This is a genomic window from Nevskia soli, from assembly GCF_903970205.1.
Taxonomy (GTDB): domain Bacteria; phylum Acidobacteriota; class Terriglobia; order Bryobacterales; family Bryobacteraceae; genus Bog-113.
In genome coordinates this window covers 1-15,873 of record NZ_CAJCHS010000066.1, presented here as the reverse complement: position 1 = coordinate 15,873, position 15,873 = coordinate 1, and the positions used below count along the sequence as shown (strand labels likewise).

At 59.7% G+C, this 15,873-nt stretch carries 15 protein-coding genes; 10 read left to right on the top strand and 5 right to left on the bottom strand.

What is annotated here, in order from left to right; translation table 11 throughout:
* From hflK (H1Y01_RS03385) to H1Y01_RS03370, 4 genes are all read left to right on the top strand, one after another.
* The coding region (gene hflK, locus H1Y01_RS03385; RefSeq protein WP_180538784.1) for an FtsH protease activity modulator HflK at nucleotides 1–1,384 on the top strand (1,384 nt) is incomplete at its 5' end.
* A 1-nt stretch (nucleotide 1,385) separates the two neighbouring features.
* Entirely contained in the window at nucleotides 1,386–2,273 is an 888-nt protein-coding gene (gene hflC / locus H1Y01_RS03380; protein ID WP_180538782.1) for a protease modulator HflC, read from the top strand.
* Complete coding sequence (hflK, locus tag H1Y01_RS03375) at nucleotides 2,270–3,235, top strand: FtsH protease activity modulator HflK (RefSeq protein WP_180538780.1); 966 nt, start codon at nucleotides 2,270–2,272, stop codon at nucleotides 3,233–3,235. Before hflC ends, hflK (H1Y01_RS03375) begins: the two co-directional genes overlap by 4 nt.
* Complete coding sequence (locus H1Y01_RS03370; protein ID WP_180538778.1) at nucleotides 3,232–3,741, top strand: hypothetical protein; 510 nt, start codon at nucleotides 3,232–3,234, stop codon at nucleotides 3,739–3,741. The genes hflK (H1Y01_RS03375) and H1Y01_RS03370 overlap by 4 nt, the downstream gene beginning before the upstream one ends.
* A 20-nt stretch (nucleotides 3,742–3,761) precedes the next feature.
* Here H1Y01_RS03370 and H1Y01_RS03365 read toward each other — a convergent pair whose 3' ends face one another.
* Nucleotides 3,762–5,105 carry a tetratricopeptide repeat protein gene (locus H1Y01_RS03365; RefSeq protein ID WP_180538776.1) on the bottom strand — a complete coding sequence of 448 codons (1,344 nt, stop codon included), beginning with the start codon at nucleotides 5,103–5,105 and terminating at the stop codon, nucleotides 3,762–3,764.
* Nucleotides 5,106–5,411: 306 nt separating this feature from the next.
* Here H1Y01_RS03365 and H1Y01_RS03360 point away from each other — a divergent pair, with 306 nt between their 5' ends.
* Entirely contained in the window at nucleotides 5,412–6,500 is a 1,089-nt protein-coding gene (locus H1Y01_RS03360) for a formylglycine-generating enzyme family protein (RefSeq protein ID WP_219341229.1), read from the top strand.
* Between the two features lie 51 nt (nucleotides 6,501–6,551).
* Here H1Y01_RS03360 and H1Y01_RS03355 read toward each other — a convergent pair whose 3' ends face one another.
* The 4 genes from H1Y01_RS03355 to H1Y01_RS03340 all read right to left on the bottom strand — a co-directional run bounded on the left by H1Y01_RS03355 (nucleotide 6,552) and on the right by H1Y01_RS03340 (nucleotide 11,333).
* Nucleotides 6,552–6,758: a hypothetical protein gene (locus H1Y01_RS03355; protein ID WP_180538774.1), complete on the bottom strand. Its 207-nt coding sequence runs from the start codon at nucleotides 6,756–6,758 to the stop codon at nucleotides 6,552–6,554.
* Nucleotides 6,759–7,038: 280 nt separating this feature from the next.
* A complete protein-coding gene (locus H1Y01_RS03350; RefSeq protein ID WP_219341228.1) occupies nucleotides 7,039–7,656 on the bottom strand; it encodes a polysaccharide deacetylase family protein in 618 nt (205 codons plus the stop codon).
* A gap of 53 nt (nucleotides 7,657–7,709) precedes the next feature.
* Nucleotides 7,710–8,231, bottom strand: coding sequence for an orotate phosphoribosyltransferase (locus H1Y01_RS03345; RefSeq protein WP_180538770.1), 522 nt, complete (start codon nucleotides 8,229–8,231; stop codon nucleotides 7,710–7,712).
* 42 nt (nucleotides 8,232–8,273) lie between these two features.
* Complete coding sequence (locus tag H1Y01_RS03340) at nucleotides 8,274–11,333, bottom strand: dockerin type I domain-containing protein (RefSeq protein WP_180538768.1); 3,060 nt, start codon at nucleotides 11,331–11,333, stop codon at nucleotides 8,274–8,276.
* A gap of 815 nt (nucleotides 11,334–12,148) precedes the next feature.
* Between H1Y01_RS03340 and H1Y01_RS03335 the strand changes: the two genes are divergently transcribed.
* The 5 genes from H1Y01_RS03335 to H1Y01_RS03315 form a co-directional block, all read left to right on the top strand.
* Complete coding sequence (locus H1Y01_RS03335) at nucleotides 12,149–13,087, top strand: polysaccharide deacetylase family protein (protein WP_180538766.1); 939 nt, start codon at nucleotides 12,149–12,151, stop codon at nucleotides 13,085–13,087.
* A gap of 1 nt (nucleotide 13,088) precedes the next feature.
* The gene (locus H1Y01_RS03330) at nucleotides 13,089–14,093 is read left to right on the top strand and encodes a hypothetical protein (RefSeq protein WP_180538764.1); all 1,005 of its coding nucleotides are present in this window, start codon (nucleotides 13,089–13,091) and stop codon (nucleotides 14,091–14,093) included.
* A gap of 66 nt (nucleotides 14,094–14,159) precedes the next feature.
* Nucleotides 14,160–14,387 (top strand): acyl carrier protein, encoded by a 228-nt coding sequence (locus H1Y01_RS03325; protein ID WP_180538762.1) that lies wholly within the window; start codon nucleotides 14,160–14,162, stop codon nucleotides 14,385–14,387.
* A 1-nt stretch (nucleotide 14,388) separates the two neighbouring features.
* Nucleotides 14,389–15,402 (top strand): 3-oxoacyl-ACP synthase III family protein, encoded by a 1,014-nt coding sequence (locus H1Y01_RS03320; protein WP_180538760.1) that lies wholly within the window; start codon nucleotides 14,389–14,391, stop codon nucleotides 15,400–15,402.
* Nucleotides 15,399–15,873 (top strand): SDR family NAD(P)-dependent oxidoreductase (locus H1Y01_RS03315; protein WP_180538758.1); only part of this gene is annotated, 475 nt, incomplete at its 3' end. The genes H1Y01_RS03320 and H1Y01_RS03315, both read left to right, overlap by 4 nt.

The following is a 15,873-nucleotide window of genomic DNA, read 5'->3' as shown; positions in this document are numbered from 1 at the left end:
GGCCGGAGCGAGCGATGTAACTGCCGAAGCGGCGGATGTAGTCTATATGCCGCACTCGCTCGCCGATCTTCCGGAGTTCTTTAAAGTAAGTCGCAGCGCTGTTAGAACGGCGTGGCAGAACATCTTCCTGTTTGCCGGTGTCCTCAACCTCAGTGCGGTGTTGCTCGCCGCGACAGGAAAGATCGGTCCGGTTGGCGCGGCTGTAACTCATCAGTTGTCTTCCTTCTTCGTGATGATGAATTCGCTGCGCTTACTCTATGTGCGCCGCGAGGGTGGAAGGCGCTGGCACTCGCGTATTACCGACCGGCTGGACCATTCGCCGCTTCCCCGTTTCGCGTCGCGCTTCAAAGAGTCCGCGGCCCACTTCGAGTTCGATTCCATCACAGGCTGGTTGATGGATCACCGGCATCGGATGTGGAAGCCTCTGATCTATACCAGCGCCGCGCTCTTTGTGCTGAACGGGTTTTATGCGCTGAAGCCGGACGAAACCGGCATCATTGAGCGCTTCGGCCGTAAAGAAGTTCCGAACAAGGAACCCGGTCTACACTACAAACTTCCATGGCCGATTGATCGCCTCACGCGTATGCAAGCGCACCGCGTCCGCGCCGTGGAAGTCGGCTTCCGGACGAACACAGCTTCCGTTGACGCGGAACCCGCCGCCTACGAATGGAACGTGCAGCACCGGTCCGGGCGCTTTCAACGCGTTCCCGAAGAGGCGCTCATGCTGACCGGCGATCAAAACATGATCGAACTGAATGCCACGGTTCATTACAGCCCCGAGCGCCCCGATGACTTTGTGTTCCGTCAGATCAACGGGGACGCAACGGTACGCGCGGCCGCCGAATCGGTGATCCAATCAATCGTGACTCAAACCTCGATCGACGACTTATTGACCACGGGACGCAAGGCGGTTGAATTGCGCGCCAGAGACCTGCTCCAGAAGAAGCTTGACTTGTACCAGACCGGCGTCAAGGTACTGCAGGTGCGGCTTGAAGACGTTCATCCGTCGCTCGAAGTCGTGGATGCGTTCCGGGAAGTCTCCGGCGCGTTCGAAGAGAAGAGCCGGTTGATTAATGAAGCCGAAGGTTATCGCAACGAACAGTTAGCGCTGGCTCGCGGAAACGCGCAGGCGCTGACCCGAAATGCGGCTGCTTACCAGATCGGACGCACGAACCGCGCCACCGGGGATGCCAGCCGTTTCACGCTTACCGAAGCCGCATTCGCAGCGGCCCCTCAAGCTACCGAACATCGTCTCTACCTGGAGACCGTGGAAGCCGTGCTACCGGGCAAGAAGAAGCTGATTATTGATAAGAGTCAAGGCCGACGCCATCTTCTGTTACTGGAAGACGGCGTTGAAATTCCATCACCGGGAATTCTTAACTAATATGCGAACGGGTAACCGATATACTCTCCCCGCGGCAGCAGCGATCCTGTTGCTCTTGTTGTACCTAACGTTCTTTTCGGTTCGTGAGACCGAGTTCGTCCTGGTCACTCAGTTCGGCCGGCCGCTCTATACGGTCACGGACGCCGGACTCCATGTGAAGTGGCCGTTTCAAAGTGCCCTGCGATTCGATCGCCGCCTGCGTATCTATAACCCGCGTCCCTCCGAGTTTCTGACGCGCGACAAGAAGAACCTGGTGGTCGAGAGCTATGTGGCATGGCGCATCGACGATCCAAACCGCTTCGTACAGACGGTCGGCGACCCAATTGCGGCCGAGATGCGGCTCCACGACATTATCTGGTCGGGACTATCCGCGTCGATCGGAACGCGCGATATCGATTCGCTTATCTCTGCTGCAAGTAGCAATGTCCAGGCGTCCCCGATGCTGGATCAACTTACACAAGCAACGGACCGTGCCGCGCTAGATCAATACGGGATTCGCGTATTAGATGTTCGTATTAAACGTTTGAACCTGCCCGAGCAGAACAAACAGAGCGTGTACGCCCGCATGCGCGCGGAGCGGGACCGGATTGCCCGCCAGTACCGCGCCGAAGGAGAAGAGCAGGCGCTTAGTATCCGCGCAGACGCGGATCGCCAGAAAGAAGAGATCCTTTCGGCCGCTTACAAAGAGGCGGAAAGAATCCGTGGCGAGGGAGATGCCGAAGCCACACGTATTTACGGCCAGGCGTACTCTAAGAACCCGCGCTTCTATAAGCTGGTACGTACACTGGAGTCTTATAAGAAAGTACTGGATGACAAGACCACAGTTGTCCTCAGCTCGGATTCGGAGCTGCTGCGCGTCTTGACCAAGGGTGAAGCGGGCATCAAATGAGCACCTTGTTCGCGCCCGCGCAGGACGTGGCGCAGGGCGCTCACTCTCCCCGCCGCCTTCCGCGCATCATTCTGGTTATCTGCGGGCTTTGGCTACTCTCGGGCGTATACCTCGTGCAACCGGATCAACAAGCGGTTGTTACGCGGTTCGGCGGTGTTAGCGCACCCCGTGTTACTCCCGGATTGCACTACGCTCTGCCCTGGCCGATCGATCGGGTATATAAGCTGAAGGTACAACAAACGCGCCGGCTGGCGATTGGGGGCGATCTGTCCGACGGGGTCTTAGGACGCACCCAACCCAACGCCTCGCAGTTCATAACGGGCGATCAGAACATCATCAACATGAACGTGGTGGTGCAGTACTCGGTCGGCGACCCGGCTCGCTTCCTCTTTCATAGTCAGGATGTGCCGGCGCTGATCGGCGCGGTGGTCGAGTCGGAGCTAGCTCGCCGCATCGGACACACTCGAGTTGACGACGTCCTAACCACCGAGAAAGTGGCCATCCAGAACGGCGTTCGACGATCGGCCCAGGCCGGCTTGGACGAGTACCAGACGGGAGTCATCCTCGCCAGCGTCAACATCGATAGCGTAACTCCCCCGGCGGAGGCCGCGGATGCTTTCCGGGACGTGGCGAGCGCCCGGGCCGACGCTATTCGAACCGTCAGTGAATCTCAAGGGTATTCGAACGACTTACTGCCGCGGGCGCGAGGAGAAGCAACACAGATGCTCGAATCCGCTCAGGCCTACAAGGAATCCAAGGTTAACATCGCGGAAGGCGATGCATCCAGGTTCACGCAGATCGCAGCCGAATACGCAAAAGCCGCGAAGGTAACTTCCGATCGTACTTACATCGAAGCCATGGAGCAGATACTTCCCAGGATCAAGAAGATGATTCTCGATCCGAATGACAAGCTGGATCTCACCATTGTACGGAGGGGCGACAGCGCCGCGACTAAGAAATGAAACGAGAGAGACTGGCCACAATCCTGACCGCCGGCGTGCTTGCCGTAGCACTGGGGATAACCGTTGCGAAGAGCCGGGGCTGGACGCTGGCCGACGTACGTCCGGCAGCCATCGCGCAATCCTTCCGGCCGAAGGTAATCGCGCCCGAGGACGCGCTGTACAGTATGCTCGACGCGGCCAAAGCCGGCGACGTAAACGCATATCTTGGGTGCTACACCGGGCACATGAAAGAACTTCTGCAGCAATCGGCAACTGAGGCGACTGTAGATAAGTTCAAGAGCTATTTACAAACATCTAATGCCTCCATTCAGGGCGTTGCGTTATCCCCGCCCGAGAACGTTTCTGACTCGCAAGTCAAAGTACGAGTGGAATACGTTTATCGCGACCGCAATGAAGTGCAGTTCGTATACATGAAGAAGGAGCCGCCAACCTGGAGAATTTACCAGGTGGATGGCGCCGAGCGGATCAAGACGCTGGTCCCTTATGGTAGTCCGGTAACGGATTAGCTAAGTCCCATCGCTGTCAGTTACAGGAGCTTGCTGGCGCGCTCGAGGTCCTTGATGTCCACGCTATATCCCTGACCGTTCTCGCGCTCGGAGTCACGGAGGGTCTGCTGAGCGCGCGCTTCGATCTGCTCCGCTTCTTTCTTGCGGTGTACCTTACGGAGTACCGACGCGTAATCCAGCTCCCATCGCGCCGTATAGGGATGGTTCGCGCCGAGTGACCGCTCGCGGATCGCTAATGCCGTCGAAAGGGCGGTCACGCTCTCTTCGCAGCGGCCCTCGAGCAGATCGATCATCGCCATCTGGTGCAAGATCGCGGCATACTCCGGATGTTGATCGCCGAAAGCTTCCCGGCCGATCTGGAGCGCCTGGCGGCAAAGTTCCTCGGCTCCCTTGTAGTCTTTCCGGTCGATGTCGATTTCAGACAATCGTGTCAGAACCACGGCGATCTGCCCATACCCCTGGCCGAAGGCTTTCGCATAGATCGCGCGCGCGCGTTCCAATAGCAGTTGCGCTTCTTCCAGGCGGCCCTCGCGTTCATCGAGCGCGGCGATCTCTTCGCTTGCGTTGGCTACCCTCACGTGGTCAGTGCCGAGTGAAGCGGTGAGCGCCGGAAGCACCAGCGGCGCCAAAGAATCGGCCTTCGTAAATTGCCGCTCATTGGTATAGAGCGTGACCAGCCCAAGCCTTGTTTCCGCTGTTTGCGGATGATCGCTTCCCAATCCTCGCTCGCGCAAGTCCAGGGCCTGCCGGTAACTGGCCTCGGCTTCTTTGTATCTACCCAAGGTCATCTGGAGCCCGGCGAAATTATTCAGCGTCGCAGCCAGTCGTAAGTTATCGGCCGGCCGCGCCTTTTCACGAATGGCGAGCGACTGTTCGAACGTCGATGCCGCCTTCAGGTCCTCCCCGAGGGACATATAGAGAGATGCGAGTGTGTCGAGCCCATCCGCAACGAATGGATGTGCCGGCCCGAGCAATTGGCGGAACGTGGCAATTGCCCCTTCGCACAGCGGCAGGGATTGCGCCGCCCGGTTCCTCGTTTCGCCGATTCTCGCGAGATTGACTTGCACCGCGGCGGAATCGAGCGCACTCCCGTGATCCTGATCGAGCTTTAGCGCTTTTCGATACAGGCTCTCCGCTTCGTCAAACCGGCCGAGTGACTGCTCCGTGCGTGCCAGAAAACTTAGGGTCCGTGCCGTCGGCTTCCAATCGGCTCCGGTCTCGACCAGCTGGAGCGCGGAACGGAACGTCGCGTCGGCTTCCACATACTTACCTGAAGCTTGCTGCGCGAGTCCTTGAGACACCAGTTGCGCCCATTGATCTTCAGCCGCCGCTGCCCGTAAAACGAACAGCGTTAGAGGGACCAACCAGAACCTTAGTACGCACCCATGAGAAACGAACTTGCACACGAGGAGCCTCTTTCGACAACTTCCCATTCCCTATTAATTTAGTAGGGATAAGCACCTTGTTTTCAGTGCTTTACGGGAGAGAGTCTATCAAGAATTTCGCCGTAAAGATAATTTCACGGCAGACGCGCGTGATAAGACGAACGAATCGGCCCCATAAAAGCCGCTCGCGGGTATTTGTCTAGGACTCTTTCTGAGAAGACGCCGAGAAAAGATCGTCAAACGCTTGATCGTTCCCATTGTTTATCGGTATGGTAGTGAATTACCGTGATTCGCAAACTTCTAGTTCTTCCAGCAGCTGCGGGGCTGTTCATGCACTCTGCCGGCGCGCAATCGCAGCATTGCGATATGGGAATCTCAGCGGCAAGAGCTGCCGTGATCCCAGCTTCCGTGGCTCCGGCGCCTAAGCCGAATGGTGCGCCCCAGCGCGGGATGGTGTGGATACCCGGCGGCGAGTTTTCGATGGGTTCGGACCACCCGGATATGGCCGACGCACGGCCCGTTCACGCTGTTCATGTAGACGGATTCTGGATTGATGAAACCGACGTAACGAACGCCCAATTCGCTAAGTTCGTCCAGGCGACTCACTACGTCACAGTGGCGGAGCGGAAGCCGAGCGGACCTGAATTCAAGGGAGTTCCACCGGAGAAGTTAGTGCCGGGTTCGGTGGTTTTCACCCCGCCTTCCGGACCTACCGCACTCGACAACGTTGCGAACTGGTGGGCATGGGTACCGGGCGCGAACTGGCGTCATCCGCAAGGTCCCGGCAGCGACTTACGGGGGCGCGAAGATCATCCGGTGGTTCAAGTCGCATGGGAAGACGCGGTTGCCTATGCGCGTTGGGCCGGCAAGCGTCTGCCCACAGAGGCGGAGTGGGAGTTCGCGGCGCGCGGCGGTCTCGATCGCCAGACGTACACGTGGGGATCGGAGCTAAAGCCTTCCGGTAAGTGGCTCGCCAATACCTTTCAAGGCCATTTCCCGGACCGGAATACGGCAGAGGACGGGTATACGGGCACATCGCCGGTTCGGACCTTCGCCGCAAATGGATACGGACTCTACGACATGGCGGGGAACGTCTGGCAGTGGTGTTCGGACTGGTATCGCGCCGACTACTACGAGCAACTTAGTAAAGCTCGCGTAACAAGTAATCCTCAAGGTCCGGCGGATAGCTTCGATCCCGACGAACCGGGTGTCGCCAAGCGTGTGCAGAAAGGCGGGTCCTTCCTATGCAGCGATCAGTATTGTACGCGTTACATGCCCGGCAGCCGCGGCAAAGGCGAACCTCGCACCAGCACCAATCACGCCGGCTTTCGTTGTGTAAGAAGCGGGAGCGCCGGCTTGCGCCGCGCGTCGTAGATCGGGACACTGGGAACTAAGTTACGGGGAACTAAGTTACGGGGAACAGTGTTACTGGGCTGGCGGCTCCGGGTTCGCGGGGCTTGGGCTCTCGGACTTCGGGAACATCTTCTCCCAAGTCTCGTTGAACAAGGTCTCGTTGAACAAGGTCTCGCCCTTCGCCGCCGCGTCGATTAGCTGCTGCTGCCGCTTCTCGATTTCCGAGGTCTCTTCCAGAGTTCGCTGCTTCATGGTCTTCGCGCGCGTTGCGTCCGGCATTGTGGAACTCCTTGTTGATTGTGGGCGAAACGTGCTGCAAACGGAATCGCAATCCTCGTATCTGTCGATCCTCCGGCAGCCCATTCCCCGTCGACTTCCTACACTTGGATTGTGCCGCTTCGACAAGGGTTTTCGTTCAGAATGACTCCGGCCCGAGTTATCGAAACGCACCGAAACGCACGAGGGCGAACGGTTTACCCTCATCGAAAGGAAATCTCTTTTGCGGTGACCGGATGATCCGATACGGAGACAAACGCGACGGAAGCTATTGCGACGGAAGCTATTGCAATGATACCGGCCGCGGCAATCCGGTAAAGCCGTACCCGCGCGCCTGCAATTGCGGGATAAGCAGCCGGAGCATCTCCCCCGTGCGATTGCCGGCGCGCTTCTCAGCATCGGCGGTGCGGTCATGGAAGAGAACGATCCCCGACCTTCGGGACTCGATCGCCGCCAGGTAATGGCGCGCGCAATCCTCGGGACTGCGGCCTTCACGCCAGCAGCGGTGATCTTCGCCGTCGATGTCCCATCCAACCGGGCCCGAATGAGACTCGCGTAGCCGGCGATCGTTGTTGAAGACGTAAGCCAGGCGCCGGTTCCATGCGCCATACGGGGCGCGGAATGGAATCGGGGTTTGGGCGCCGGCTTCGAGCAAGGTCCGTTCCGGCGCGAGGACTTCTTCAATCGCCCAGTTATCCGTCGTCGTGCTTGCGGTCAGACGCGTATGGCTCCGCGTGTGATTGCCAAGCGTGTGTCCCAGGTCGATCAGCGCGCACAGCGTCTCGCGGTGTTTCGCCGCCTCATCGCCGACAACGAAGAACGTTGCGGGAATTTGCCGGTCGGCCAGATAGCGCGCGATTTCGAGAGTCGCCGGATGGGCCGGGCCATCATCGAATGTCAAACAGAGCTGTCCATCCGGTATTCCCACTCCGCAAAGGGGCCGCTCGGACCACATCAGATAAGTTCCGCGAGCGTGAAGATGCGGTCGAACGGACATTCCAGCGGTTCTTCGATCGCCGCCCGCGCGCCCATCTCCCGATCCACCAGACAGCACGCTCCGAGAACTTCGAGACCGGCTTCGCGCGCCCTTTCGATGGCCAGCACCGTCGACCCGCCGGTGGTACACACATCGTCCAGAATCACGACCGGAGCGCCGGCGGGGTCGATCATGCCTTCGAGGAACTTCTTCATGCCGTGCTTTTTCGATTCCTTGCGGATGACGAAGGAGTCGATCGCGAGCCCTCGGGAGAGGCTGGCATACGCGATGGAAGCAGCGATTGCGTCCGCACCCATGGTTAGTCCGCCGACAGCCTTGGGCAGCCAGCCGCGCACGGCGAACTTGTCGAGAAACACCTGACCGACGAGCGGCATCGCGGCGGCCGTGCAGGTGGTCAGTTTGGCGTCGACATACCACTCGCTCTTCTGGCCCGAGACGAGCGTGAAATCGCCATGCCGGACGGATCGGCCGCGCAGCATATCGAGAAGTTGATCGCGGCTGGACGTGGTCGTTGCCTGCGGTCAGTACAACGGCACTTGCTGGTTAAACGAAGGAGCGCCGACCACGTTCGAGGGCTGGCTCAGATTGCCGTTGGCGTCTTCATACCGAACGAAGTACAGGGACTGTACCGTCGTTGGCATCGCTTCGGTATATCCAGGGTTGCCGGATTGGGCAACCTGCGCGATTTCCAACAGAGGCCCGGGGAAACCGACATACGTCAGTCCGGTGGTAGCGGGCTGGGCCTGGGAAGCGTTGTAAGCGTCCTGAAGCATGCAGTACCACATCAGGCCTAAACCGCTGTCCCCCGGATACGGGCAGGCCGCGCTGAGGGTTCCGTTGGCCAGATCCTGCGGAATGTTGATCGTTAGAGCCTGGCTCACCTGAATACCTGTTCCGCCCTGCTGAAGCACCGTGAGGTTGGGATAGGTGGTGTACCGGTATACGTGGTATCGGACCGCGTTGGGCTGATTCGGCCAGGTAAGGACCGCGTTCAAACCAGCCTGCTGCTCCGTCTGTGCCGAAAGGAACCCTTGGAATTGGACTCCCGGCTGGAAGTAACCGTAGCCCGGAGGCGGCACGTCCGAGCAGGCCGCGAACGTACATTGCGATTGCAGGAACTGGACATCCTGGGCGTCGATGACTCCGTTTCCGTTCACGTCGCGAGGATCGAAGCCCGTCACCGTTGTACCCATCACCTGCTGCACGAGGTTGATATCGGCCTGACTGATGATTCCGTCCCCATTCAGATCGAGCATGCTGGTGTCCTGCCACTCCTGAGTGCCGCCGGCCACGCGCGCCGTTCCCCAGAACAGACCGAAATGGCTGAAGACGCCGCTTCGTCCGCCCATGTTGTAACCGTCGCCCATGCCGTCTTTGCTGACGATGTACCAGTGTTGGGCATCGGGAGAGCTGAAGAAGTCGAATCCTTCCTCGCCGGCCACGGCCTCATTCGCGATTCCGATCGTGCGAAGAAGAATGCTCCAGTCCCAGGTACTGGCGTGAAGACCCAGGCTCTCGGTATTCTGGCCGGGCTGCACGTTCCACGTTTCATCTTGTATTTGCCAGAAATGCCCGTCGAAGTCGTTATCGAAGTAGTAGCCGATACCGGAAAGAGGCGCTTTCCAGCCATCCGGCGTACTGCGCGGCTGTCCGACAAGCAAGTCCCAGCTATCGTCAATATTGACTTGGACCATCTCGATTTTTCGATCCGTGCCGACAACCAGGTGCGGATTGCCGTCGCCGCCAAAAGAGACCGGCGGCGTCCAGACGTGCATGGTTAACGCGGTGGGACTGCGCAGGTCCTGGTTGGGCTGCCAACCGCCATCGAGAATGATCGGAGTGAACTGGTACGGCGTCGGACTTCCCCACGTATCGGTGGTCTTGTAAACGCCATATCCGAGATCGTTGGTGCGATCGCCGGTTCCGATATAAAGCGCGTTATTGAAGTTGGCGAGAATCCAGACGGCAAAGTTTGGAATCGCGGGCGCGGGGCTGACGCGAACCCAGGCGTTGTCACCGGCGGAAGGATTGTTTGAGGCGATCAGGAATCCTTCACCGCGGAAATCCGTCACGGCGGCGAACATCTGACCGTTGGCCGAGACCAGCGAGCGGATACTGGCGACCAGAATGTCCGTATTCCCGGAAACCAGGTTACCCATGAACGTGCCGGGATCCTGAGGCACCTGCGTAAAGTTCACGCCATCGGTCGATCGCAGCAGAACCGGCGGCGGGTACGGCGGGTTGGGCGCCGAATACTGCGGAAGCAGAGCAAAGTCAGCGATTGCAGAAACACCCCCGACATAAAGTGCTTGGGTGCCGTCGCTTTCGGTATAAACCGTCATCCCGCGAAGTCCAATGGCGCGCGCCGCATAAGCCGGGTTACCCGCCGCATCGTTCCCGATGGGAATATCCACAGGAGACTGGTACACGCGAGCCCACGTCTTGGTATTCGGGGTGTATCTCCAGATCTCGGCCGGTTGCGGAAGCTGTGTTGGATCGGTGGGGCAATTGATTCCCGGGGGCGGGTACAACGGCAGGCCGGTTTCGATGCCCTCCGTATAATCGATGGCGCAGTTGATATTGGTGGCGGTACCGACGTAAAGATTGCCGTTCCACCAGGTCTGCGACCAGATCCACGTGTTGGCATCGTTTCCAAAACCGCCGCTGGCAATCTCCTGCCACCCGCTAAGCCGATTTTCCAGGCCGTTGATGCGTCCGTAAATGTTGGTCCACGTATTCTGACCGAAGGCCACCTGGGTATGTTCGGCGGCGACCACCCCCAGATTCTCCGAGTACGAATCCGGCAGGGTGACCTCCGGCACGGCGACCAGTCCGTCATTCTCCGCCCCGTCCGTCAAGTTGGCCAGGATCGGGCCGGTAATGAAGAAGATGGAAGTCTTGGTGAAAATGTCCGCGTGCCCTTCCATGTAATAAAAAGGGATACCGGCCGTCTGGAAGATCGGGTCGAGCTGGGAACGGAGAGGCGCCACGAACTCCGGCCGAAGGTCATACAGACCTTCGGAAAGAAGCCCGAACTCGTTGGCGATCTTCAACCCCGGTCCAAACGCCCAATCGGCCAAAGCGGTCCCCTGATTCGGTGTAGCCAGCCCAAAAAATGCCCGCACATGCGAACGGAATCCCGGATCTTCCATGGCCACCTGGGCGTCAAGGCCGCCCTTTGAGTGGGCGACGATGTAAACCTGCGTGGTGTTGAAGTACGTCAGAATAAAAGGCATCACCGACTGCAGCATCGCGGCGTTGGCAGCGATGGTGGCGTGGTTATCCTGATTGTCGACGCTCATGCTAACGAACGCGGTGCGATAACCCGCGGCGAACGCATCGCCGTACATCTGGTTGCTGTTGGTGAACCAGTAACTGGCGTTACTACCCAGACCATGAACGAATAAAATAACAGGGCTATTGGCGGCTGCCAGAGGATTAACGCCTCCGAAGAACACGTTCGGAGGCCCGCCCGGAGCCGGCGCGGGGATAGGCAGTTGGGCGCTCAGGACTCCAGAAAACCCAACGAGGAGGAGCAGGAGGCCCGCGAAAGCCTTCGCCCGTCCGGTCAGTCTGTACATTTTTGTCTCTCCTTCAAGCTTGTACGTGCATTCCCGGGATTCGCGCGATGACCGGAGCGTCGGCCGGTAACGCTAGTGGGCGCCAGGCGCCCGAACCTTGTTAGGAACTCACGATAGGACACGTAAGTAATATGAGTCAGCAGTATGAGTACGAAGCGGAGCAGGCCTAGGGATGGCCTCTCCTACAACTTTCCCTTTAGCGAATTTGAAGATACCACGAACTTTCGAGCTATTTCCATACCTCCAACAAATGCCGACACTTCAGGGCGCGGCGGGGCGGGTTACGTTGGACCTTTCGACGGCCGTTCGCGGCGATTTCAGCTCGCAAGGGCTGCGGAAGCGGAAAAGCGAGCCAGTTTTTTTACCAAACGAGATTTTTCTTTATATGTCTGATTTTAAAGGAGGTTTCCGGAACCGGCACGCAGCGTTTGTTACTGGATATTGGCGTGATTTTGGGGGACTCGGATCCTGGTGCGACTTTCGCAACGTTTCACATCCCGCTCTCCTGCTTCCATCGTAAGTCGCTCGGGTCGACATCGGGTGGATTTATTCGCGCGCGTCGTTTGGAATCAGCCGGTTAGCGGATTAAATAAAGATCCGGCTGGATAGACCGCGTCCTCGAGTCGCGCTGTATACACGGTGTATACAGGGTGAGTCGCACTGTATACACGGTCCGAAAACGGGCTTGCCTCCACGCTGCGCCACGTAAAGCGACGCAATATGCGGGTATGCGGCAAGTGTGACGGCGCGGGGTATCGCGTTGGCGGTGGGGAGATGCGCGGTCGCGGTAAAAGTCTGATAGACCTTACACTAGGTTGAAGGCGTTTCTCAAACAGTTGTTCGTGGCTGGCGGAGGTCTTCGCGGGGCTCGCGCGGCCCACACCTCCAGCTTGCGGATTCTGATGTACCACCGGTTCGCGGGCGATGCCGGGGTGGTGCAGCAGCGGCTGCGCGCGCAGCTGCGCCATATTCGGAAGCACTATCGACCGGTTCGGCTTTCGTCTATCGACGAACCGCACGGCCCGCGGGAGATTGCCGTTACGGTTGATGACGGATATCTGGATTTTGCGACGGCGTGGCCGGTCTTTCGCGAGGAAGGCATCCCGGTTACGCTGTACGCGGTTTCGGGATTTCTGGATCGAAGACTTTGGTTGTGGCCGGACTTGCTCGATTATGCCCTGAAATCGACCAAACTGTCCATGTTGGATGTGCCGCTTCCGGATGGCTCCAGGTTTCGCGGTGCTCCGAACACGGCGTTCGATCCGATCGCGCAGGCGCTGATCCGGTGTTCCGATCAGGACCGCCGATCGTACCTGATTTGCATCTTCGAATTGATCCGGGTGGGGCCGCCGACCGACATTCCGGCGGCTTACGCGCCTTTGGAATGGGCTCAATTGAAGCGCATGGCGGAGGAGGGCCTCGATGTCGGGGCGCATACGCGGACGCACCCGATCCTGTCCCGGCTGGCTTCGTTCCAGGAAAAGCAGGACGAGATTGCGGGTTCGAAGGCGGACATCGAGAAAGAGATTGGAATGCCGGTGCAGCATTTCTGTTATCCCAACGGGAAAGACGCGGATTTCGATGACGACTGCGTCCGAGCGGTCGAAGCGGCGGGGTTTGCGAGCGCGGTTACGGCGGTTCGCGGACTGAACGCGCCGGGGGCAGATCGATGGCGATTGCGTCGGATCGGCGTCGATCCGAGTCTGGATCCGGCGATGTTCGGGATGGAAGCGGCCGGCTTCCGGATGACCTGAGATGCCGCCGTTTACGATCCGTCCGACCGAAGCCGGAGAATCGCTGCGCGTTCGCGAATTCCTGGCGGGCATTTTTGGGACTGGCATCGATGCGCCGTCGCTGCGGCTGGACCTGATTCGCTGGAAGTATTACGATGCGCGTCCGGATTGGGCCGGCAGCCGGAGCTATGTGCTGGAACGCGGAGGGGAGTACGCAGCGCACGGATGTGTCTGGCCCATGCGTTTGTTCGGCGTGGACGCGTGCCAGATTATCGACTGGGCGGGGGCTCCGAAAGCGGCGGGCGCGGGGCTGCTGTTGCGGCGGGAAATCGAGAAGCGGGTCACGGTTTCGGTGGGGATCGGCGGTTCCGAGGATTCCCGCAAGGTGATGCCTCGTGCCGGCTATAAAACGGTTGCCGCATTCCGAACCTTCGTACGAGTCTTGCGGCCGTTCCGGCAGTTCGGACGGAGAACGGAGCCGACGTTGTTGCTGCGGGCGGCCAAGACCGCGCGAGCGTGGCTGTGGAGTCTGCCGCTTCTGCCGCGCACGCCGGCGGGGTGGTCTGTAGACGCCGTTACGCGATTCCGGGACGAAGATCTGGATACCGGAGCGGTTCGCAGCCCGGAGCTGTTGAACTATCTGATGGCCTGCCCGGCGGTAAGAATGCATGGATATGTTCTCCGTAAGAACGGCCAAATTGCCGGGCAACTGCTGCTGGCCGATGTCGATAGCCAGGCTCGAATTGCCGATCTGCAACTGACCGCTGGAGAACGTGAGGATTGGGCGGCGGCCGTGGGCTTAGCGACGCGCCTTGCTGCCCAGAATGGAGCGTCCGAGGTGGTTGCGCACTCCTCGTTCGAACCGTTCTCGGATGCGCTGCGCGCGGCAGCTTACCGGGAACGGGGCAGCGAGCCGGTCTTCGTCAAAGGCGCTTGGGGTGATGGCGCGATGCCGCCGTTGCACATCACGCCGGCGGATTACGACGATTTCTTTGCGATCCGTCCCGGTCAGCCGTTCGCCACCTAAGACCTTCCAACAGGAGGTAGCTTTGGTGGGACGGCCGCGCTTGTAGACTGGTTTGAGACCGTTCAAGTGAGTGACCTAGAGTTTCTGGACGCCTTCGCGGATGCGATCGGCGCATCCCCCGGCCAAGTCCAAATGACCACGAGTTTGCGGGATCTGGACGTATGGGATTCGGTCGCTTATCTTTCGACCATCGTGTTCCTTGACGAGAAGTTGGGTATCGCGATGAGTCCGGACGATCTGGTGAATGCCCAGACTCCGGCGGACATTTTGAACGCGGTGCGCGCGGCGAAGTAGGATGGCGGCATCGACCATTACGGGCGTTGCGTACGCCCTCGGAACGGAAACCGTCAGTCAGGAGCAGCTCTCCGAGCGTTTTGGAGAAGCCGCGATGCAGAAGGTGCTTTCGGGGTCAGGGATTCGCAGCCGGCGGATCGCGGCGGAGGGCGTTTGCGGGTCCGATCTGGCGTTCGATGCCGCGGAGACGCTGTTGGCGCGACAGGCGGTCGACCGGCAGTCGATCGACTTGCTGATTCACTGCACGCAGACGCCGGATTACCTGATGCCGACGACGGCTTGTCTGCTGCAGGAGCGCTTGAAACTACCTACGCGATGCGCCGCGTTCGATATCAATCTGGGATGCAGCCAGTACGTTTATGCGCTGTCGGTCGCGCATTCGATGATTGCCGCGGGGGTGGCGCGCCGGGCACTGGTGTTGACCGGCGATACGATGTCGCGGACGGTGAATGAGTTGGACCGGGCGCTGATGCCGATCATCGGCGATGCCGGGTCGGCGACGCTGGTCGAGCCGCCGGCGGACGGGGGCGGATTTCTCGGGTTCGAACTCGGGACAGATGGAAGTGGCGCGAAGTACCTGATCATGCCGGTTAGCGGGTTCCGGCAACGGCGCTCGGCGCAGACCTGCATTGCCGAGCCGGACAGCGAGGGCAGTTTGCGATCGGCCGAGAACATGTATATGCACGGGGCTGCGGTGTTTCAATTCGTCATCACGACGGTGCCGAAGACGATTCAGTCGCTGCTGGGGCGCTTGAATCTGGCGATGGAGGATGTGGACCTGTTCCTGTTTCACCAGCCGAATAAGTTCATCCTCGATTACCTGATCAAGAAGCTGAAAATCGGGCCGGAGAAGACGCATATTTTCGTGGAGGAGATTGGGAACACGAGCGGATCGGCGTTGCCGGTGGTGTTGGCGGAGGCGATGGCGGCGGGCAAAGTGAAGCCGGGGGCGAGGGTGCTGCTGATGTCGTTCGGAGTCGGCCTTTCCTGGGGAGCGACGCTGTGGCAGGCATGACCGTGGTGGTCACGGGCGGGACTTCGGGGATTGGGCGGGCGTGCGCGGAAATGCTGACCCGGCAAGGGGCACACGTGATTGCGGTGGGGCGCGATCCCGGCAAAGCGGCGGGCGCGGGGTTTGAGACGGCGGCGTGCGATGTGACCGATGAGGCGTCGGTGCGATCGTTTCTCGCGTCGCTGAAAGAACGCCAGACGCCGATTCACGGCTGGGTGCTGGCGGCGGGAACGCAGGAAATCCGGCCGCTGATGATGGAAAGCTACGAGTCCCTGGAACGCGGATTTCGGACCAACGTGGTGGGATCGCTCGGATTTATGGCGGCGGCGTTGAAGGCGCGTTTGGTGGCGCGCGAGGGATCGATTGTCTTCGTATCGACGGCGGCCACGCGGTCAGGCGGTGCGGGGATCGTGGGGTATGCGGCTTCGAAGGGCGCTTTGGAAGCGGCGGTACGGTCGCTCGCGATGGAACTTT